The sequence below is a fragment of the Halomonas sp. DN3 genome (assembly GCF_024137905.1).
Lineage (GTDB): Bacteria > Pseudomonadota > Gammaproteobacteria > Pseudomonadales > Halomonadaceae > Halomonas > Halomonas litopenaei.
On sequence record NZ_CP099965.1, the window covers coordinates 160,386 to 180,929 of the forward strand.

At 65.5% G+C, this 20,544-nt stretch carries 17 protein-coding genes; 9 read left to right on the forward strand and 8 right to left on the reverse strand.

Going from position 1 to position 20,544, the window contains the following annotated elements; translation table 11 throughout:
- Positions 1-7: 7 nt before the first annotated feature.
- From hemC to NKF27_RS00770, 4 genes are read left to right on the forward strand one after another with little or no spacing between them, the layout of a single operon-like run.
- A complete protein-coding gene (hemC, locus tag NKF27_RS00755; protein WP_108131862.1) occupies positions 8-949 on the forward strand; it encodes a hydroxymethylbilane synthase in 942 nt (313 codons plus the stop codon).
- On the forward strand, positions 949-1,713 hold the full coding sequence (locus NKF27_RS00760) for a uroporphyrinogen-III synthase (protein WP_253554925.1): 765 nt from the start codon (positions 949-951) through the stop codon (positions 1,711-1,713). Before hemC ends, NKF27_RS00760 begins: the two co-directional genes overlap by 1 nt.
- 25 nt (positions 1,714-1,738) lie before the next feature.
- Complete coding sequence (locus NKF27_RS00765; RefSeq protein ID WP_253554927.1) at positions 1,739-3,331, forward strand: uroporphyrinogen-III C-methyltransferase; 1,593 nt, start codon at positions 1,739-1,741, stop codon at positions 3,329-3,331.
- Positions 3,328-4,554, forward strand: a complete 1,227-nt coding sequence (locus NKF27_RS00770; RefSeq protein WP_045993949.1) for a heme biosynthesis HemY N-terminal domain-containing protein — start codon at positions 3,328-3,330, stop codon at positions 4,552-4,554. Before NKF27_RS00765 ends, NKF27_RS00770 begins: the two co-directional genes overlap by 4 nt.
- A 324-nt stretch (positions 4,555-4,878) precedes the next feature.
- Here NKF27_RS00770 and ybiO read toward each other — a convergent pair whose 3' ends face one another.
- On the reverse strand, positions 4,879-7,254 hold the full coding sequence (gene ybiO, locus NKF27_RS00775) for a mechanosensitive channel protein (protein ID WP_253554928.1): 2,376 nt from the start codon (positions 7,252-7,254) through the stop codon (positions 4,879-4,881).
- Positions 7,255-7,678: 424 nt separating this feature from the next.
- Here ybiO and NKF27_RS00780 point away from each other — a divergent pair, with 424 nt between their 5' ends.
- The gene (locus NKF27_RS00780; protein ID WP_222568059.1) at positions 7,679-8,047 is read left to right on the forward strand and encodes a CrcB family protein; all 369 of its coding nucleotides are present in this window, start codon (positions 7,679-7,681) and stop codon (positions 8,045-8,047) included.
- A 22-nt stretch (positions 8,048-8,069) separates the two neighbouring features.
- A complete protein-coding gene (locus tag NKF27_RS00785) occupies positions 8,070-8,489 on the forward strand; it encodes a CrcB family protein (RefSeq protein WP_253554929.1) in 420 nt (139 codons plus the stop codon).
- A 292-nt stretch (positions 8,490-8,781) separates the two neighbouring features.
- Here the strand turns inward: NKF27_RS00785 and pgi are convergent, their stop codons facing one another.
- Positions 8,782-10,452 (reverse strand): glucose-6-phosphate isomerase, encoded by a 1,671-nt coding sequence (gene pgi, locus NKF27_RS00790; RefSeq protein WP_045993127.1) that lies wholly within the window; start codon positions 10,450-10,452, stop codon positions 8,782-8,784.
- A 20-nt stretch (positions 10,453-10,472) separates the two neighbouring features.
- Positions 10,473-10,949, reverse strand: coding sequence for a methylglyoxal synthase (locus NKF27_RS00795; protein WP_108131858.1), 477 nt, complete (start codon positions 10,947-10,949; stop codon positions 10,473-10,475).
- A gap of 361 nt (positions 10,950-11,310) precedes the next feature.
- Here NKF27_RS00795 and gap point away from each other — a divergent pair, with 361 nt between their 5' ends.
- Together gap and NKF27_RS00805 are read left to right on the forward strand one after the other, a co-directional pair.
- Complete coding sequence (gap, locus tag NKF27_RS00800) at positions 11,311-12,312, forward strand: type I glyceraldehyde-3-phosphate dehydrogenase (RefSeq protein WP_045993129.1); 1,002 nt, start codon at positions 11,311-11,313, stop codon at positions 12,310-12,312.
- A gap of 134 nt (positions 12,313-12,446) precedes the next feature.
- Positions 12,447-13,190 (forward strand): sulfite exporter TauE/SafE family protein, encoded by a 744-nt coding sequence (locus tag NKF27_RS00805; protein ID WP_253554930.1) that lies wholly within the window; start codon positions 12,447-12,449, stop codon positions 13,188-13,190.
- Positions 13,191-13,258: 68 nt separating this feature from the next.
- Here the strand turns inward: NKF27_RS00805 and NKF27_RS00810 are convergent, their stop codons facing one another.
- From NKF27_RS00810 to NKF27_RS00830, 5 genes are read right to left on the reverse strand one after another with little or no spacing between them, the layout of a single operon-like run.
- Positions 13,259-14,473 (reverse strand): PotD/PotF family extracellular solute-binding protein, encoded by a 1,215-nt coding sequence (locus tag NKF27_RS00810; RefSeq protein ID WP_045993131.1) that lies wholly within the window; start codon positions 14,471-14,473, stop codon positions 13,259-13,261.
- Positions 14,466-15,506, reverse strand: coding sequence for a GTP-binding protein (locus NKF27_RS00815; RefSeq protein WP_108449500.1), 1,041 nt, complete (start codon positions 15,504-15,506; stop codon positions 14,466-14,468). Before NKF27_RS00815 ends, NKF27_RS00810 begins: the two co-directional genes overlap by 8 nt.
- Positions 15,507-15,535: 29 nt before the next feature.
- Positions 15,536-15,838 (reverse strand): hypothetical protein, encoded by a 303-nt coding sequence (locus tag NKF27_RS00820; RefSeq protein WP_045993133.1) that lies wholly within the window; start codon positions 15,836-15,838, stop codon positions 15,536-15,538.
- Between the two features lie 41 nt (positions 15,839-15,879).
- Positions 15,880-17,259, reverse strand: a complete 1,380-nt coding sequence (locus NKF27_RS00825; protein WP_253554931.1) for an amidase family protein — start codon at positions 17,257-17,259, stop codon at positions 15,880-15,882.
- 55 nt (positions 17,260-17,314) lie between these two features.
- Entirely contained in the window at positions 17,315-18,835 is a 1,521-nt protein-coding gene (locus NKF27_RS00830) for an NCS1 family transporter (protein ID WP_253554932.1), read from the reverse strand.
- Positions 18,836-19,216: 381 nt separating this feature from the next.
- Between NKF27_RS00830 and NKF27_RS00835 the strand changes: the two genes are divergently transcribed.
- Entirely contained in the window at positions 19,217-20,233 is a 1,017-nt protein-coding gene (locus NKF27_RS00835; protein WP_253554934.1) for a GntR family transcriptional regulator, read from the forward strand.
- Positions 20,234-20,544: the final 311 nt, after the last annotated feature.

Sequence of the window (20,544 nt, forward strand, 5' to 3'; positions counted from 1 at the left end):
GAGCAACGTGCAACAGATGTCCAGGCTGCGTATCGCGACGCGCAAGAGCCAGTTGGCCCTATGGCAGGCCGAACATGTTCGCGATCGCCTGATGGCGATTCACCCCGGGCTCGAGGTCGAGCTGGTACCGATGTCGACCCGCGGCGACAAGATTCTCGACACGCCCTTGGCCAAGGTTGGCGGCAAGGGGCTGTTCGTCAAGGAACTCGAGGAGGCGATGCTCGACGGCCGCGCCGATATCGCGGTGCACTCCATGAAGGATGTGCCGATGCAGTTTCCCGAGAGCCTGGGGCTTTCGGTGATCCTGGAAGGCGCCGAGCCCACCGACGCCTTCGTCTCCAATGACTATGCTCGCTTCGAGGACCTGCCCGAGGGTGCCCGTCTGGGTACCTCCAGCCTGCGCCGCGGACTGCAGATGCGCGAGGCCCGTCCGGATCTCGAGGTCATCAGTCTGCGTGGCAATGTCCAGACACGCCTGGCCAAGCTCGATGCTGGCGAATTCGATGCCATCCTGCTGGCTACCTCCGGGCTCAAGCGGCTGGGGCTGGGTGAACGTATCGCCCAGGAGCTGCCGCCGGAGATCTGCCTGCCGGCCTGTGGTCAGGGCGCGCTTGGCATCGAATGCCGCATGCACGACACCGAGCTGGTGTCGCTGCTGGCACCGCTCGACGATATCGAGACGGCGACCAGAGTGCGTGCCGAACGGGCCATGAATACACGTCTGGAAGGCGGCTGCCAGGTGCCCATCGGTGGGCACGCCATCTATCAGGACGATGGCAGAACCCTGTGGTTGAGAGCCCTTGTCGGCACGCCCGATGGTTCCCGCGTGCTGCGTGCCGAGGGGCGTGGTTCGGTGGACGAACCCGAGGCGCTGGGGATCCGCGTCGCCGAGCAGCTGCTGGAGCAGGGCGCCGGGGATATCCTGGCCGAGGTCTACGGGCCGCGTTGATGGGCACGCAGGTACTGATCACCCGGCCCGGCGAACGCGCCCAGGCGCTGGCCGAGGCCATCGAAAGCAAGGGGTTCAGCACCGAGCGGCTCGAGGTGATGCGGCAGGAAACTGTGCCAGAGACGGCAGATGTGCGCTCGGCCTGGCTCGACATCGACCACTTTCATAAGGTGGTAGTCATCAGTCCCGCCGCCGCCGAGCGGTTGGTCGAGGCGCTGGATCGCTACTGGCCACAGCTGCCCCAGGGGCTTGAACTGTACGCCGTCGGGCAGGCCACGGCGATGGTCTTGCACCAGGCGCTGGGACTAAAGGTGAGGGTGCCTGCCCCCGCCGCCGGAGAAGAGACCAGCGAGGCCTTGCTGGCGCTGGCCTCGCTGCAGCGCCTGGAGCACCAGCGAGTGCTGCTGGTGGCGGGCGAAGGTGGCCGCCCGCTGCTGGGCGACACCCTGGGGCAGAGGGGCGCGCGTGTCACGCGTCTCGAGGTGTATCGACGTCGCCTGATCACTCCCGACGCCGGGGCCAGAACATGGCTCGAACAAGGGGGCTATCAGGCGTTGGTGGTCAGTAGCGGAGAAATCCTTGAACATCTGGCAAGATGGTGTTCAGAGGCCGCCTTTCAACAACCGCTTGTCGTATCCAGCCAGCGGTTGGCTACACTGGCGAAAACGCTGGGATTTCGCATCCCGGTCGTGGCGTCTGGCGCGTCTCCTGCGGCGCTGGCGGCCGCGGTGGCAAGGACCTGCGACCCAGAGGATGGCGAATGAAGATCTCTAAAAGGGCTAGCGACAGATGAGCAACCAACAGCACGATCAGGACGAGCAGCAGACCCCGTCCGCTTCCGGCCAGCAGGGCACAGGAAGCGCGACCTCAGGCACGGACGCCTCGAAGGGCGGCGCGGGCAAGGGGGGCTCCCAGCGGCGGTCGCGGCGTCGCGACAAGAGTGGCAGCAGCTCGACCGGATCCACTTCGTCCAGTGCCAGCGCGGCATCCTCCACACCCGCTGCGGCGACGGGCGGCTCATCGCCTGCCGGCGCCACGTCGTCGAGCGCAGGCACCGCCAAGGCCACGCCGAGTGACGCCGCTCCGGTTGCAGCGAAGGGCGCCGCCGGGGACAGTGCCAGCAAGCCAAGTGCCGGCAAGCCCAGCGACAGCAAGCCCAGCGCTAGCAAGCCCGACAATAGCGGTAAGGCCAGTGCCGGCAAGCCCGGCGATGGCAAGCCCAGTGACACCAAGGCCAGTGGCGCCAAAGCCAGTGACAACAAGCCCAGCCCAGCGGCAGGCAAGGGTGGTAGCGGTGGGGCTTCTGCCGGCGCCGGCGGTGCCGCGACCTCGTCTTCCGGCGGCTCTGGTGGAGGGAAGGCCGGCGTCGTGGCCCTGGTGCTGGTGCTCATCCTGATCGCCGGCGTGGCCTTTGTCGGCTGGAAGGGCTGGCAGCTGCAGCAGGCCATGTCCGCGCGCATCGACCAGCTCAAGCAGAACAGCCCCAGCGTGGCCGAGGTCCAAGAGCTGTCGTCCCAGCTGGAAAGCGGCCTTGCCGAGCGTCGCGAGACCATGGGCCAGGCGGTGGACGGCATCAAGAGCGACTTCGACGCCTACAAGTCAGACGTCAACCAGACCCTGGATCGGGTGCTGGCCGAGCTGTCCAAGGAACAGAACGCCGACGAGCGTGACTGGCTGCACGCCGAGGCCGCCTACCTGCTGCGTCTGGCCAATCAGCGCCTGCAGCTCGAGCGTGATGTCGAAGGTGCTGCGGCGCTGCTGCGCACCGCCGACGCTCGCCTGGAAGAGGCCAACAATCCGGCACTGGTCCCGGTACGGCGCGCCATCGCCGAGGAGCTTGCCGCCCTGCAGACGGTACCCAAGGTTGACCGGACTGGCCTCTACCTGGCCCTGAACGCCCAGCAGGAGCAGATCGCTGGTCTGCCGCTGGCCCAGGACATCGAGCAGTTCACCGCCGATACCACCATCGAGGAGGCTCCTTCCGGTGCCTGGCAGGAGCAGCTGGCACGGGTCGGTGAAGAGCTCAAGGAGCTGGTGACGGTACGCCACCACGACCAGGCGCTGGAAGCCCTGATCACCCCGGAGCAGGAGTCCTATCTGCGTCAGAGCCTGCGTCTGGTGCTGGAGCAGTCCCAGCTGGCCCTGCTCAAGGAAGAGACCGGCCTGTACGAGGCCAGCCTCGACAAGGCCATCACCCTGCTCGAAGGCTACTACGACGTCGACGACGAGTCGGTGCAGTCGGTGATCGCTCGTCTGGGCGAGCTCAAGGGCAAGTCCATCCGCCCGGAGCTTCCCGATATCAGCGCTTCCCAGCAGGCGCTGGCCCGGTTCATCGAGCAGCGCTTCGAAGCGGGCGCTTCCGGCCAGGGAGATAACGCATGAGAAAGCTGATCCTGCTCATTGTCGTTGGCCTCGCGCTCGGGGCGCTGTTTGGTCAGCTGATGATGTCGGTGCCCGGCTACTGGCTGGTGCGGGTGGGCGACACCTCCTTCCAGACTTCGTTCTGGTTTGGCCTGGTGATCCTGCTGGCCCTGTTCATGGTGCTGCACTTTGCCCTGCGCGTGCTGTTCCGCCTGAGCCGTCCGGTCAGCCGCTTCAAGGTGTGGAACTCGCGGGCACGCAATCGCACCGCGATGAAGCGCACCGTGCGCGGCCTGGTGGCATTGGCCGAAGGTCGCTGGAAGCGCGCCGAGAAGGCCTTGGTCAAGGCCGCCGATGACTCCAGCACCCCGCTGGTCAACTACCTGTCTGCCGCCCTGGCGGCCCACTACCAGGGCCGCTATGACCAGGCCGACACCCTGCTGAAGCGGGCCCACATCTCCACCGACGGCGCCGATCCCGCGGTGGGCATGATGCAGGCCCAGCTGATGCTGGACCGCCAGCAGTACGAGGAAGCGCTGGCGATCCTGACCCGTCTGGACCGTCATCTGCCGCGCCATCCCCAGGTGCTCAAGCAGCTCAAGGCCGCCTATATCAGCGTCAGCGACTGGGATGGCCTGCGTCGCCTGCTGCCGCGTCTGGCCGACCAGCAGCTGATCGCCCGGGAAGAGCGTGAACAGCTCGAGCTGCAGGCCTACCGCGAGCTGATCCTGCAGGAGACGCGTAATCCCGAGGATATCGAGCGGGTGCGCAACCTGTGGTCCGACATGCCCGAGTACCTGCGCACCAACATCGACCTGCTGGTGCTCTACGTCGAGACGCTGGTGCGCTGCGACGAACAGGTGATCGCCGAGAAACTGCTGCGCCACTCGCTCAAGACCAACTGGGACAGCCGTCTGGTGCTGCGCTATGGCCTGCTCGGGGTGGACGCTTCACGTCAGCTGGTGACCGCCGAGAAGTGGCTGCAGGAGCGTCCCAACGATCCCGACCTGCTGTTGACCCTGGGTCGCCTGGCGCTGCGCAACGCCTACTGGGGCAAGGCCCAGGAGTACTTCGAGGCGAGCCAGCGTCAACGTCCCAGCGGAGTGGTCTGTGCCGAGCTGGCGCGGCTCTACGCCAACCTGGGCGAGCACAACAAGAGCCAGCTCTACTATCGCCAGAGCGTCGAACTGCTCGACAAGTCGCTGCCCTCGTTGCCGCAGCCGAGCGACGCTCAGCAGGCCTGAACCAGGCGTTCGATCTACTAAGCAGTACCCACAAACGCCACGGGCGGGGCTTCGGCCCCGCCCGTGGCGTTTGTGGTCCTGGTGGATGGGTCTCGTGCGCAGCGCCAGCCAAGGGGGCTGCGGTGTGGCGTCACCATGCTGAAGGCGAGTACAGGCCCGGCGTGCAGCTGCCGCCACGCCTGTGTCGTCAGGGCTGTGGCGTCAGGGCTGTGGCGTCAGAGCTGTGGCGCCAGAGCGTGGCGTCAGGGCTCGGCACCCTGGCGATTCGTTCAATAAAAAGGGGCGGCCCGTAGGCCGCCCCAGAAGCGTTGCAGGTAAGGCCTGTCAGTTGCCGTCGGGGTCGTAGTCGCCCTTGAACTTGGCATTGGTCTCGGCATCCTCGCGGGTCTCGTGCTCGCGGGGCGAGTCGATACTGCCGTCCTCGCCGGGCAGCGGTGCGGTATCCCTGGCTTCGCCGGTCGCCACCACATCCTTCTCGACCAGTCGCAGGTTGGCGGCGGGCGCCTGGCCCTGCTTGTCTTCGCCAAAGAAGATCGTGGTGTGCGGGAAGGGGATCTCGATGCCCGCCTCGTCCAGGTGCAGCTTGACCAGACGGTTGTAGGCACGGCCCACCGCCCACTGGTTGCCCGGGGTGGTCTTGATGCGCACCCGGATGTTGACCGAGCTGTCGGCCAGGGCGATGACACCGGCCACCTCGAGGGGTTCGAGGATCTCGGACTTGAGGTCCTCGTCGGATGACAGTTCGTCGAAGGCGTTGCGCAGGGCGACGATGGCCTCGTCCACGTTCTCGCGGTAGGCGACGCCGTATTCGCCCACATGGTAGCCGAAGCCACGCATGTAGTTGGAGACCACATCGACGCTGGAGAACGGCACCAGATGGTAGGTGCCGTGCAGGTCACGGATACCCACCGAGCGGATGCTGAGCTTCTCGGCGGTGCCGGTGATGCCGCCCAGGGTCACCACGTCGCCGGTATTCATGGCGTTTTCCACCTGGATGAAGATACCGGTGATGATGTCCTGCACCAGCTTCTGGGCGCCGAAACCGATGGCCAGACCGAGCACACCGGCACCGGCGATCAGCGGTCCGATGTTGATGCCGATTTCCGACAGCACGATCATCGCCGTCATGGTGACGATGGCGATGGCCAGGGCATTGCGGAACAGCGACAGCAGCGTCTGGGCCCGGGCCGAGGGCATGCCGCGGCCGGTGGTCGGATTCAGCTTGTGTTCGATCAGGCTGGCAAGGCCGATCCAGACCGCCGCGGCGACGATCAGGATGATGGCCACGTTGATCACCTGGCTGACCAGCACGCGACCCGCTTCGGAGGCGTACCAGGTGGCCATGTCGAACACGCCCCAGGCGTTGAGCAGGGCCATGGCGGCGACGATCAGGATCAGCACGTTGAAGGCGCGCAGCATCGTCGGGACATAGGAGTTGAGGCGTGCCTCGAGCAACGGCAGCTTCTTGCGCAGCTCACCGGACAGGGTGATGCGACGACCGATGGCCTGGGCCAGCAGGCGCGACACCAGCATGGCAGCCAGCACGATACCGAGGGTCTTGAGGGTCGCGATCAGCACGAACGGCAGGGCGTCCTCGGGGCGTGTCAGGGTCAGCACCAGTACCACGGTGAAGTAGGTAATCGCCAGCAGATGCCAGATGCGGCCGAGCAGGCGCAGCGCGACACGGGAGGCCGACAGGCTGGACCTGACGGCAGCATCGAACAGCCCATCGCGCAGGCGGCTGCGATTGATCAGCACCACGGTGATGGCGTACAGGTAGGCGCCGATCATGATCAGAGCGCCGATGCCCTCACCGACACGGTAAGACAGGTAGGTGTTGATCAACGGGACCACCACCATCAGGCCGTAGCCGGTAAGGCCAATCAGCCGGGCGATCCAGCGATTCCAGTAGGACGCGCTGGGAGCGGTGATGGGCAGCAGTCGCAGGCCCTCATAGCGTGAGGCGAACAGCATGCGCACGGCCGCCTTCAACAGCTCGATGACCAGGAAGGCATTGAGGAACAGCGACGCCCGGGTCGACAGGCTGCCCGTCTCACCGATGGCGAAGGTGGCGGCCAGGTTGCCGCCGACGTAGGCAAGACCCACCACGGCGGCGTCCACGATCACCGCCAGCACCACGCACAGCACCAGGCGGATGGTGGGGTTGAGGTTCTGACCGTTCTGCGAATATTGGCTCAACCGCGTGAACAGTGGCCTGACCAGACGCCTGATGATCACGAACAGCACAAAGGTCGCCAGAATCACCAGGCCGAGGTTGATCGCCGCCTGGGTGAACAGATCGAAGTTGAGTTCGCCTTCGGTCAGGGCGCCGTCGATCATGCCACCGAAGATGGCGGCGAGATTCTCGAACTGATTGCCGAACTCGCTGACCACGCGGCTGGTCATGTCCGCCAGTTGCTTGGGCAGGGTAGCCTCGGCGGCGCTGTCGACGGCCTGTTCACCGGCGGCCTGGGCCTGCTCGGGGGCGTTTTCCGCCATCTGTCGCAGTTGCTCGATCAGCTGGCTGCGGGCCTGTTCGTTTTCCAGCAGGTCGGCCAGGGTCGAGTAGGCCGGACCGTCACTGGAGGAACCGCCAGAGCCGCTGGCGTCACCGCCCTGCTGGGCGATGGCAGGTCCCGCGAGCAGCACGAGCGCGAGCATCAGCACGCTGAAGAGTCGAGAGCAGAGTCGTGATCGCATCACGCAAACCTTCTCCTTTGATGGGTGGGGCCCGTCGGGGCAGAGGGGCGTCCTTGGACGAATCTGTCGCAGGCTAACATGCCCGTTTGCCGCTTGTACGCAATCAAGGATGTACAAAAGTTGTACGGATTGCCAATTCTGTGCCATATTGATCGTGAACGCATCCCATGCGCTTCGTCCCTGCTAGGCAAGCACAACTTCGCCGCCCCCTCGGGCGGCGTTTTTTTTTAGATTTTCAGCACCTTCAGCATCTTTGATCTCCCGCCTTCCGAGGCTCGGCATTGTCTGTGCCTTGTCGCTTTACGGGCCATCTGCGATCAGCCCGTTTCGCCACGCCGAGGGCGAGGTCCAGCGGTATTGCCACCGGTCACGACATCGCCCTGGTATTTGCCTACCATGTCGGTTTTGGCCGAGGCGAGTCGTGATGGAGTGGTGGACGCTGGCAGCGGTAGCGCTGGGGGGCGCCGCAGGAGGCATGGGGCGCCTGTTCGTCAGTCGTCGGGCGGCGGCGGCCTGGGGAGTGCGCTTCCCCTGGGGGACCCTGGTCGTCAATCTGCTGGGGGCCTTTGTTATCGGCCTGCTGGCCAGTCGCCTGTCGGCGGGCTCGACGGCGGCAGTGATGCTGCTGAGCGGACTGATGGGCGGCTTCACCACGGTCTCTTCCTTTAGTCTGCAGACCCTGGACCTGCTGCGCGAAGGTCGTCATGCAGCGGCCGCGCTCAATGTGTCGGTGACGCTGCTGGCCGGCCTGGCCGCCGTGGTGGCGGGACTTGCCCTCGGGGGTGGCCTGTGAGGTGTCGGCAGAGGGGAGAAGCATGAGTCAGGCAACAAGCGTCTGGCGGCTCTATCTGGCGGTGGGCCTTGGCAGCGCCCTGGGATCGGTGTGTCGCCTTGTGACCGGCGTTGCGGTCTCGGGCCTGGTGGCCTCGTCCTTTCCCTGGGCGACCCTGCTGGTCAACGTGCTGGGATCCTGGTTGATTGCCCGCTTTGCGACCCATGCGGCCCTGAGCGCCAGTCCTCGGCTGGCGAGCCTTCATCCGCTTGTCGTCGCGGGCTTCTGTGGGGGCTTCACCACCTTTTCGCTGTTCAGCCTCGAAGCGGCCCGCCTGGCCACCGGCGGCAGCCCCTGGCTGGCGCTGGCCTATGTGGTGCTGAGCGTGCCGCTATGGCTGGCGGCGGCCTGGGCCGGTGACGTCAGCGCACGGCGGGCCCTGGTCAGAGGCTCGTCCGAGTAGCCCAGACGCTCGTCAGAGTCGTCAAGGCCTCGTCTCGGCAAGCCAGGCGCTCGTGTCAGACGCTCACGCCAGGCGCAATCCCGCTATTCCAGCCCCCGCGAGCCAGCGGACGGAGGGCCAGACCAGCGCGAGCCAGAACAGTGCGAGCCAGACCTAGGCGGGCCACCCTGGAGCGCAGACTCCGGGGTGGCCCGTTGGTCATTCTCGATCTTTTCTTGCCCGTCGCTGGGTGCCCGCCATGGCGGGCCCGTGCCGAGCACTCGATGCTCGGCACCTTCCGCCTCCGCCCTGCTTACTTGGCCTTGGCGTCCTTGCCGGCGGGCTTGGCGGTCTTCTTCGCCGCCTTTTCGGCGGCCTTTTCCACGCTCTTGCCGGGCGCCTGGAAGTGCTCCCGCACCAGGCCCAGCAGTCCTTGGGTCGAAGCGTCGAAGTCCTGGCTGCGCTCGTCGATCTTCTCGCTGATCTCGCCGGCGATGCGCTTGCCCAGCTGGACACCCCACTGATCGAAGGAGTTGATGTTCCAGATCACCCCCTGGACGAACACCTTGTGCTCGTAGAGCGCGATCAGCGCGCCCAGGTTGCGCGGTGTCAGTTCGTCGAGCAACAGCACGCTGGAGGGGCGGTTGCCGGGGCAGCTGTAGGGGTCCAGGTCGCCGCCCTTGCTGCTGCCTTCCATAAAGGCGTTGGCCTGGGCCAGCATGTTGGTGAGCAGGGCGAAGTGGTGATCCTCGACACCGGGCTCAGGCTTCAGCGAGGCGATGAAGTCGATGGGCACGTAGCGGGTGCCCTGGTGCAACAGCTGGAAGAAAGCGTGCTGGCCGTTGGAGCCGGTCTGCCCCCAGACGATGGGGCCGGTCTTGTAGTCCACCGGGCGACCGAAGATATCGACCGACTTGCCATTGGACTCCATGTCGAGCTGCTGCAGGAAGGCCGGCAGCTGATGCAGGGCCTGGTCGTAGGGCACGATGGCCTGGGTCTCGGCACCGACGAAGTTGATGTACCAGATACCGATCAGCGCCATCAGCACCGGCATGTTCTCGCCGAGCGGGGCGTTCTGGAAGTGCTGGTCCATCTCGTAGGCGCCTTCGAGCATCTCGATGAAGCCTTCATAGCCAATCGCCAGGGCGATGGGCAGGCCGATCGAGGACCACATCGAATAGCGACCGCCGACCCAGGCCCAGAATTCGAACACGTTCTCCTCGCGGATGCCGAACTCCATGGCGGCCTTGCGGTTGGTCGAGGCGGCGATGAAGTGAGCGCCGATGTCGGCGTCATCGCCGGCGTTCTCGACGAACCAGCGCCGTGCGGTGCGGGCGTTGAGCAGCGTCTCCTGGGTGGAAAACGTCTTGGTCGAGACGATGAACAGGGTGGTGGCCGGGTCGAGGCGGCTCAGCACCTTCTGGATATGCGCGCCGTCCACGTTGGAGACGAAGTGGAAGTTCAGGTCCGCCTGGCGGTACTTGAGCAGGGCGCGGCTGGCCATGTTGGGGCCGAGGTCGGAGCCGCCGATGCCGATGTTGACCACGTCGCGAATACGCTCGCCGCTGTAGCCCTTCCAGTTGCCACTGCGGACCTCTTCGGAGAAGCGCTTGATCTGCTCGCGGGTGGCGTGGATCTCCGGCATCACGTCCTTGCCATCGGCGATGACCGGGCTGTCACCCAGATTGCGCAGCGCCGTGTGCAGCACCGGCCGGTCCTCGGTGACGTTGATGATGTCGCCGGAGAACATCTGGGCGCGACGCTGGACCAGCGCCGAGTGTTCGGCCAGCTCGACCAGCTTCTCCAGCACCGCGTCGGAGATCTGGTGTTTGGAGTAGTCCAGAAAAAGCCCGCCCACGCGCAGGCTCATCTTGTCGAACCGCTTCGGATCCTTGGCAAAGTAGTCGCGAATCCGGTCGTCGGCGGTCTCGTCGCGAAGCTTCAACAGCGACTGCCAGGTCACGCTTCGGGTCAGCTGGAACACGGGAGAATCCTCGATATTGGTCAGTTGTTATCGCTGCGAGAGGAAATCCAGGCGTTGGCATCCGGGATCTGCATCTCGTAGTCCTGGCCGAGCCAGGGCGAGCTCATCATGAAGTCGGCGCTGGAGGGGTTGCAGGCCACCGGTACGTTCCACAGGGCGGCCAGGCGCAGCAGCGCCTTGACATCCGGGTCGTGGGGCTGGGGGGCGAAGGGGTCCCAGAAGAAGATCAGCAGGTCGAGGCGTTGCTCGGTGATGCGAGCACCGATCTGCTGGTCGCCTCCCAGCGGACCGCTCATCAGGCCTTCCACCTCCAGACCCAGGGTGCGGCTGAGCCGCGCGGCGGTGGTGCCGGTGCCGAGCAGCTGGTGAGCGATCAGGGTGTCCTTCCAGCGGGAGGCCCACTCCATCAGTTCTTGCTTCTTGCCGTCGTGGGCGACCAGGGCGATGCGCTTGCGAGCCGGCAGAATGCGGCTGACTTCCTTGGCGGGTTGGGGCATGGGGCCTCCGGGATAAAAGGCGTGGTGAATGGTGTCACCGGGATGAGGGATACCTTAGAGCGTTGAAGGTAATATTACTACGGACTGGCGATGCGACTAAGGTCTAGCGCGGGCCTTCATAGAGAAGGCGTGGGCAGTAAGTTGTCGAAATTTCGTGCTTATTAGAGTGTCCTTCATCAATGTTTTTGGAGAAATGTTGTAAGTTTAACAAAATAGTGCTTGAGTCCCGGCGCTGTCTGTACCACATTGGTGCCCACTGACGACGTCCTTGCGGGGGATTTGCATCTTTCGTGAATCCGCCTACCGTCGACTCACCAGCTTTCACGCAAGAACGCTTTCGCCGCTCAGGGGGATATTCGCTATGACGCTCAAGGTTGCCATCAACGGTTTCGGACGTATCGGTCGCAACGTGCTGCGCGCACTGTACGAGAACGGTTACCGGGACCGGATTGAGGTCGTTGCCATCAACGACCTCGGTGATCCTTCGCTCAACGCCCACCTGCTGCGCCATGACACCGCTCACGGTCACTTTCCCTTCAAGGTAGAACATGACGAGGAGAGTCTGAGCGTCGATGGCGACCGTATCGCTATTCTGTCCGAGCGTGACCCGGCCAGCCTGCCCTGGGCCAAGCTCGGCGTGGACATCGTGATGGAGTGCACGGGCCTGTTCACCACGCGCGCCGACGCCGGCAAGCACGTCGAGGCCGGTGCCGCCAAGGTGCTGGTCTCCGCGCCTAGCCCCGACGGCGACGCCACCATCGTGTTCGGCGTCAACGACGGCGTGCTCAAGGCCAGCGATACCATCGTCTCCAACGGTTCCTGCACCACCAACTGCCTGGCGCCGGTGGCCAAGGCGCTCAACGACGCCGTCGGTATCGAGAATGGCCTGATGACCACGGTCCATGCCTACACCAACGACCAGAACCTGTCCGACGTGTACCACAAGGACCCGTACCGCGCGCGTAGCGCCACCCACTCCATGATCCCGACCAAGACCGGCGCTGCCGCTGCCGTGGGCAAGGTGCTGCCGGAGCTCAACGGCAAGCTGGATGGCCTGGCCGTGCGCGTGCCGGTGATCAACGTCTCGCTGGTGGATCTGGTGTTCAACGCCTCGCGCGACACCACCAAGGAAGAGATCAACGAGATCGTGGCCAAGGCGGCGGAGAATTCTCCGGTGCTCAACGTCAACGCCCAGCCGCTGGTGTCCATCGACTTCAACCACGATCCGGCCTCCTCGACCTTCGACGCCAACCACACCCGCGTCAACGGTCGCCTGGTCAAGGTCATGGCCTGGTACGACAACGAGTGGGGCTTTTCCAACCGTATGCTGGATACCGCCCTGGCCATGCAGGCCGCCAAGTAAGCCAATAGCCCCCGCCCGCTGCCATCGGCGGGCCTGGTGTGGCACTCTGATGGTTGGGGCGATTCGCCGCCCCCATCATTGGTACAGACGCCGAAGCAGTCACTGCTTCGGCGTCTTTGCGCGCAAGGAATGCCATGCTGCCCGAATACTCCTGGCTCGCCTGGGGCCTGATCATCCTCTCCACCTACCTGACCGGCATCTCCAAGGGCGGCTTCGCCGGGGGCTTCGGTACCCTGTCGGTGCCGCTGATGGCGCTGGCGATCGATCCCATCGCCGCCGCTGGCCTGTTATTACCCTTGCTGCTGGTGATGGATGTTCTGGCGGTCAAGGCCTGGTGGGGGCACCAGGATATGGCTGAGGTGAAGCGATTGATCCCCGGCATGGCGATCGGCGTGGTGGTGGCTACCCTGGTGGCGGGCAGCCTCGACGAGGACCACGTCAGGCTGCTGCTGGGGGTGATCTCGCTGTTGTTTGTCGCCTACATGATCGTGAAGCCGGCGGCCTCCAGGCCGATTGCCTCTTTCTGGGCCTGGCCCGCGGGCATCGCCACCGGTATCACCAGCTTTGTTGCGCACGCCGGCGCCCCGCCGATGAACCTCTACCTGGTGCCCAGGCGCCTGCCCAAGACCACCTTCATCGCCACCACCACCCTGGTGTTCGCCGCGGTCAATACCATGAAGCTGCCGCCTTACCTGTGGCTTGGCGAGATCAACCTGACCAGTATCTGGGCGTCGCTGGCGCTGGTGCCGGTGGCCTGGTTCGGCATCAGGTCTGGCCTGTGGCTGCAGCACCGGGTCAACGAGCGGTTGTTCTACCGGCTGGTGATACTGGCCATGGCGGTGGTCGGGGTACAGTTGATCATCAAGGCGCTCGCCTAGGGCTCGCCTGAAAAGTGCCTGCGCTCGCCGACTTTTCGGACAGAGCCGAGCGACGGGCTGTAGCGGGCTCACGCCGACATGAAGTCGTTCCAGCGCCGCACCAGATAGTTGTGCTCGTCCATGACCGTGTTCCACACCGCGATACGGCTCATGCGCGTCATGTAGTCGCCGCCGTCGCGTACCTCACCCTTGTGGATCATGCCGCAGGGGCCTGACGGTCCGGCGAGTTCCTCCGCGGCGGGCTTGCCGGCGTACCAGTAGTCCCATTCCGCCGCAGACAGATGGGGCCGGGTCAATTCAGGGGTCGAGATGTAGTAGCCCTGTCGTGCCATGACGGCGCCGGGCCAGCCCGAGATCCACCAGTTGAGATACTCATAGGCGGCGTCCAGGCTGCGGCCTTCGATGCTGCGTGACAGCGACATGCCGCCGTACCAGGCGCGATAGCCTTCCCTCGGTGCCGCCATGCGCACCTTGAGCTGGCGCTGCTTGAGGTCGGTCATCGCCGGTGACCACAGGCTCTCGATGCCGACGCGACCGCGCAGCATGTCCGAAGAGGCCTGGTCCTGGTTGCTCCAGAAGGTGCGGAAGTGCTGAGCCCGCTTGAGCTCGATCAGGCAATCGATCAGGCAGTCGATCTCGGCGACGCTCAGGTTGCCCAGGTCCTCGAACTGCACCAGGCCAGCGGCCTTGGCGGCCAGGGCCGCGTCGATGGCGCCGATGGCGCTGTCGTTCTGCAGGCTGACCATGCCGCGCCAGCGCGGGTCCAAAAGCCAGCCCCAGCTTTCCTGCTCGCTGTCGAGGCCGTGGGGCAGCATGTCCAGGCGGTAGCCGAAGCTGTCCACGTTGTGGCTGACCGGCAGCATGGTGATGCGCTCGCTGGGACGGGCGCCGCAGCTGCCGTCGGCCTGGATATAGAGCCGGTCGACCGGATTACCACCGGCGCCGAGCGGCGCGTGGGGCGTCAGTCGGCCGGTCTTCGGCAGGTCGTTGATCGCATCCCAGTGGTGGATGCGCGAAAGCTCGATGGGCTGGATGGCCCCGGCCGGCCACACGAAATCGACGTTGTGAAACCACTGGTCGTAGATATCGAAGCTGTCCGGTGCCAGCACTCCCGCACGCTGTGCCGCCACCCCGTCCATGACGGTGAATTCCAGGCGCAGGCCCAGGTCCTCGCGAGCGCGCTGGCGAATGCTCTCCAGCAGTGTCACCGAGGTGCCCAGTACCCGCAGGGTGACCGGACTGCGCTGGACAAAGGGGGCGCTGGGCTTGGCGGTGTCAGGCATGCAGGATCCTTGGGCTGGGATGGTCGCTGACCTTGTCCATGAAGGTCGCAAGCGATTGTGTCACGCGCTCGGCGTCGATGTCCCGAGTGATGAAGATCAGCTCCGAGCGGCGGTCGTCCGAAGGCCAGGCCTCCACGTGCTCCGGTGGGTGGATGGTGTGCTGGACGCCGTGGAGTACCACCGGTCGATCGTCGCCCTGGACGTGGAGCACGCCCTTGACCCTGAGGATATCGCTGCCATGGCGGTTGAGCAGCATCGACAGCCAGATGCCGAGGCAGGTCCAGTCGACCTCGCCCTCGAGGCCGAGGCGGAAGGAGCGAATGTCGCCGAGATGGTCCGGATCATGCTGAGGCGGCTTGCGCCAGGGGCCGAGCCAGGACTTCACCTGGCCGGGGGTGAAACGCTGCAGGTGCGGTCCGCTGGCGAACAGTTCATCACTGGGCTGACGTAGCGCCTCGGCGCCCAGCCGCTGGGCTGCCGGGTTGATCGTATCCAGCATGGCCTCGAGCCCTGCCAGGGTGTCTTCCTCGACCAGGTCGGCCTTGCTGATCACCAGCTTGTCGGCCACCGCCACCTGGGCCTCCCAGACGGGGTGCTGGGCGCGACTGTCGACGGCGTTGAGCGCGTCGACCAGGGTCAGGTTGGTGCCGGGGCGCAGGTGGTGGCGCAGTACCGGGTCGGCGGTGATGGTCGAGGCGATCGGGCCCGGATCGGCGAGTCCGGTGGTTTCCAGCACGATCCGCTTGAACGCCGGGATCTCGCCGTCCTGGCGTCGGGACAGCAGGCGTCTGAGCGCCTCTGACAGTTCGCCGCGGATGGTGCAGCAGACGCAGCCGCTGGACAGCAGCACCGCATCCTCGGCGATCTCGCCGAGCAGGCGGTCGTCGAGACCGACGTCGCCGAACTCGTTGATCAGTACCGCACTGTCGCCGAAGGCTTCGCTGGCCAGCACCGACTTGAGCAGGGTGGTCTTGCCGGCGCCCAGAAAGCCCGAGATCACGTGCACCGGCACCAGGGGTGTCGTCTCGTTCATGGTGGTGTCCTCGTCGTGGCGGTCTGGCGTCATTGCAGCGAGGCCAGGAAGGCGGGATCGAGCGGGTCGAGTTCATGACCGCCCATGCGTTCTGCCTGCAGCCATACGCCGCCCAGATCCTGCACGATCTCGCGCTTGCCGGTGGCGGTGGCGAGCACGAAGCTCGCCGCCTGGAAGTCCTCGATGGTGATCCGGCGGGGGCTCAGCACGCGATTGATCAGGGTGACCCGGTAGGCGCGGGCGCGCCTGCGCGCGAAGTGGGCCTGCTCGGGGTCCTCGATGTTGGTGCTCCAGTGGCTTTCGCCGCCGAGTGCACCGCACAGTCCGCACATGCCAACCTCCGATGGCGCCGTCGGCGCCGAATGAATGTGATTTATGCCGTCAGCGCCGAGCTGGCGCCAAGGGCCACCCGCAGCAGCGCTTCGTCCTCGCCGCAGGGGCCGCTCAGCTGCAGGCTGGTGTGCTGGCGGTCGTCGTCGCGCCCGCTGGGCAGCGCCACCGCCGGCGAGTCGAGCAGGCTCGCCACCATGCTCAGGCGCAGCGTCGCCAGATTGACCTCGGCGAAGTGCTCGGGGTCGGCTTCCAGCGGCGCGAGCAAGGGCGCCACATGCGCCACCGTGGGCGTCAGCAGGGTCGCGCCCGCGAGCTCATCGCGCAGCCGCGTCTTGAGCGCCTGACGCAGGCGGTACAGGCTGACCACGCTGTCCGGGGGCATCTGGCGGGCGGCCTCCAGGCGCTTGCGTACCCTGGGGTCCATGGCCTCGGCATCGGGGCCTTCCAGCAGGGCGCGGTACTCGGTGTAGGCCTCCGCCGCGCCCAGCCAGCCGTGGCGGGTGATGGCCTCCAGGGTGTCGGCGACGCTCGCCACACGGCGGCGGACGATGTGGAAGCCGGCATCCTCGAGACGGCTGGCGCAGGCCTCCAGATTGTCGCCCACGGCGCGGGATACCCTCGGGTCGTCGAGGCAGCCTGCATCGAGCACGATCACCGACTGTTCGGGCACGGCGGCGGCACGAACCAGCGGCGCGCTGCCGCGCATCGTGTCGTCGATGGCCAGGCAGTCCTCGAGGGTGCTGGCGATGACGCCGATGGTGTCCAGGCTGTCGGCCAGCGGTGTCACTCCCAGGCGCGAGTGGCGGGCCTGGGAAGGACGATAGGACACCAGCCCATTGAAGGCCGCGGGGACGCGCAGCGAGCCGGCGGTGTCGGTGCCGATGGCGGCCGGCACGATGCCTTGGGCGACCGCCACCGCGGAGCCGGAGCTGGACCCGCCGGGAGCCCTGGGCGCGTTCTCGTTTCTGCTTTTGTGCTCGCTCGAGGTGGGGGGAGGGGTATGGTGCGGCGTACCGTAGTGGGGGTTGAGGCCAAGCCCCGAGTAGGCGATCTCGGTGAGGTTGGTCTTGCCGATGCAGACCATGCCCGCACCGGCTGCGTGGCGTACCGCCTCGGCGTCGCGTTCAGCCGGCGTCTTGCCCAGCACCTTGCCGCCGGCGGTGGTGGCAGTACCGGCGATGTCGAACAGATCCTTCCAGGCCAGCGGCACGCCGTCCAGCGGCCCGCGCAGGGTGCCCGAGCGCTGACGCTCGGCACAGGCTTCGGCCTCGACCAGGGCGCGTTGTTCAGTCAGCGAGATAAAGACGGCGTCACTGTCGGTGGCCCGGGTCAGGCATTGGCGGGTCAACGCGACCGGATCGAGTTCGCCGTGTCGGATGGCCTCGCCGATGGCCAGGGCGGTGAAGGGTTGTGCAGGCATGCACGTCTCCTGTAGCGGGTGGTGGGCGCCGCCGCGGGCGGCGCCAGACGACGACTCAGCGATCCTCGCGCTTGAGCGCGGAGTCGGGGATGTCACCGGTTTTCAGGCGTTCGAAGCGTCCCTTTTCGGTGTAGACCCAGTTGCGGCCCACCGAGGTGGCGAGGAATCGGTCGTCGTAGCCGGAGGTGATCTCCTCCTGAGGATAGCGCCGCAGCACCCAGGCTTTCATCAGTACGATATAGACCACCAGGGCCGAGCCGAAGCCTACCGCGTAGGCGTACTCGAGGAAGATCAGCGCCAGGCCGCCGCCGATGATCCAGGCGATGAGGCCGGCGGGGTTGAAGCCGCCGCTGAAGCGGAACTGGCCGTTGGGATCGTACAGCGCCGGAACGTTGAGGCGACGCCGACGCAGCAGGTAGTAGTCGGCCACCATGATGCCGCCCACCGCCGACAGCACGGCGCCGTAGTAGCTGAGGAAGGTGAACAGGTTGTTGAGGATCAGCCAGGGCATCGAGGCGGTGCCGATGATGCCGGCGATGACCAGGGCGACCGGGTAGCTGACCCTTGGCGCGCCGGCGTTGACGAAGGTCAGCGCCGCCGGGATCAGGTTGGCCGCGTTGTTGGTCGACCACTGGGCCAGGATCACCATCGCCAGCAGTGCGATCAGGGTGAGACCACCGCCCTGTCCCTGGATGACGGTGACCGGATTCCAGTCACCGGCGGCGATGAATGACACGCCGCCGATCAGCGCGATCCAGGCCTGGGTGGCCGGCAGCGCCAGAAACTGGGCGACGAAGACGTTCTTGTTGCGCTGAAAGAAACTGCGCTCGCCACCTTTTGTCTTGAGGAAGCGGGTCAGGTTGGGGATATCCACCGCCAGCGCCGACCAGAACGCCATGTTGGCGAAGAACAGGCCGAGCGCGGCCACGTTCTGGTCGCCGACGAAGGTCCAGATATTGATGCCCTGGGTCTCGGCAAGCACGTCGAGGGTGAAGTACATCCACACCGAGATGGCCACGATGCAAGGGGCGGCGATCGACGCCAGCAGCTCCACCGCGCGGATGCCCAGGGCGGTGTTGACGATCTGGACCACGGCAAACAGCACATACCACAGGATCCAGTTGTCCAGGCCCCACAGGTACTCGACGATGCCGTTCAGGGCCAGCGCCCCCAGGTAGGTCTGCACGCCGAACCAGATGGCGGCCACCACCCCGCGGGATACCGCCGGCAGATGGGTGCCCTTGAGCCCGAAGGGCGCGCGCAGGTAGACCGCGAACGACAGTCCATGTTCGGTACCGATGTCGGCGGTAAGGCTCATCACCACGCCGAGTACCAGATTGGCCAGAAAGATGATGGCGACGACCTGAATCAGCGGAAGGCCAGCGACCCCGCCGGCACCCAGTTGGAAGGTGGCGATGATCACCGCCATGCCGATCCATAGCCAGATGAAGCCAAAAAAGCCGATGGTGCGTTGATTCAGCCAGACCGGCAGGATCGCCGCTTCCAGCAGGTGGTCGCCGCTGTTGCGGGCTGCCGCCGAAGTGGCGGGGGTGGGGGCGTCTTGTGGTGTGGCCACGGGAGCGCTCCTTGAATGTCGTTGGTTGTTGTTGGAGGCGATAGCGACGTCGGACGAAGAGATATCTCCGTTTCGCATAAATGCAGTATGGATACAAAAATCATTTTTTGGCAAGGGCCGTCCTGCGCCTTAAGCCGCATAGGGGCCGAGGACAATCTGTAATAGGCTGTTTTCCGGTAAAAAGGCTTTTTTGTGTTCGTGCAGACGGGCATGGATCTTGTGAAGTTGGCAACAAACGTCATTTCCGAGTGGCTCGAAAGGGTCCTGAAGAGGTGTCAAGATGGGCGCTTGTTGCCCGGCTGCCGGGCCTTGGATCGTGGCTGCCGGACATCGGTGGCGTGTAAGCGAGAGGTCAGGTGATTGGACGTCAGGGAGGAACGGGTGCTGAGTACGCCAGCTAGGTCGAGGCAGGAGGGCAGTCGCGCCCCCCGCTACGCGCTGATCCAGGATTCACTGCGAGAAGCCATCGAGTCGGGGCGGGTGCCGCCCAATCAGGTGTTGCTGGAAGGGCCTATCGCACGGCTGTTCGGCACCAGTCGTGGGCCGGTGCGCAAGGCGCTGGAGCTTTTGCACCAGCAGGGCCTGATCAGCCGCTTTGAAGGGCGCGGCTTTCTGGCGACACCTGACCCCGAGGCGGTGGAGCCGGCGCGGGAGGCGCTGACCCCTGAGCGTCTTGGTCTCGGCATCGATGAGTCACCGGTGGTGGATACCCGTCCGGCGGCCGAGCGTATCCACGCCGAGGTCGAGGAGGCGGTGGCCACCTGTCTGGCGTTTGGTCATTTCCGCATCGTCGAGACCAGCCTCAGCGACTACTACGGCGTCAGCCGCACCGTGGCGCGAGAGGTGCTGGGACGGCTGCGCAGCCAACGGCTGATCGAGAAGGATCGCCACTCCCATTGGCTGGCGGGGCCGCTGACCGCCCAGGCGGTGGCCGAGGACTACGAGATTCGAGTGCTGCTGGAGCCGGCGGCGCTCAAGGCCTCCGGCCCGCTGATCGAACGTGAGGAGCTCGAGCTGATGCGCGACCGGGTGCAGCGACTGATCGACCACCCCGAGCAGCAGTCTGCCGCGACCATCGCTCGATTGGAACGTGACCTGCACCAGAGTTGCCTGCGCCACTACCGCAATCGCAAGGCCGGCGAGATGATCGCCCAGAGCCAGTTGCCGGTCATCGTCAATCGCATGTTCTTCCAGACGCTGGGGGTTCCTCGGGACGAGCCCCTGTTGATGGAGCACAAGCTGGTGATCGATCACCTGCTGTTTGGCGCCTTCGACGCCGCCGCCTCGAGTCTGCAGTCCCACCTCCAGGCGGCGGCCGAGCGCACCCGTCGTCGGCTCAAGGTGCTGTCGGTGTTCCCCGAACCCGACCTTCCCCCCTACCTCCAGCGTATCGTCTGACGCAAGCGCGGGGCGCAAGGCGAGCGTCGGCGCCGCTTTGCACCCAGCCCACCTGTATTTCCCGCACCCGTTTTCTCCTTTCCCTTTCCTCCTGTGGTCTTTCGCCATTTCTTGCGCTCGGCCTGCCTAGGCCGGCGTGCTGTCCTGTCGCCCCCCCCCCTGGTCTAGAGATAGAAAATGTCAGTTGGATACCGCGTCCATAAAAAATGACGTTTTATTCGATCGGCATTTTTCGGGCTCGCCTGTTCTTACCCATTGGTCGAAGAAGATTTGCACTTTTGGCTGTTGCTGAAAGCCCGAATGGTCGGGCT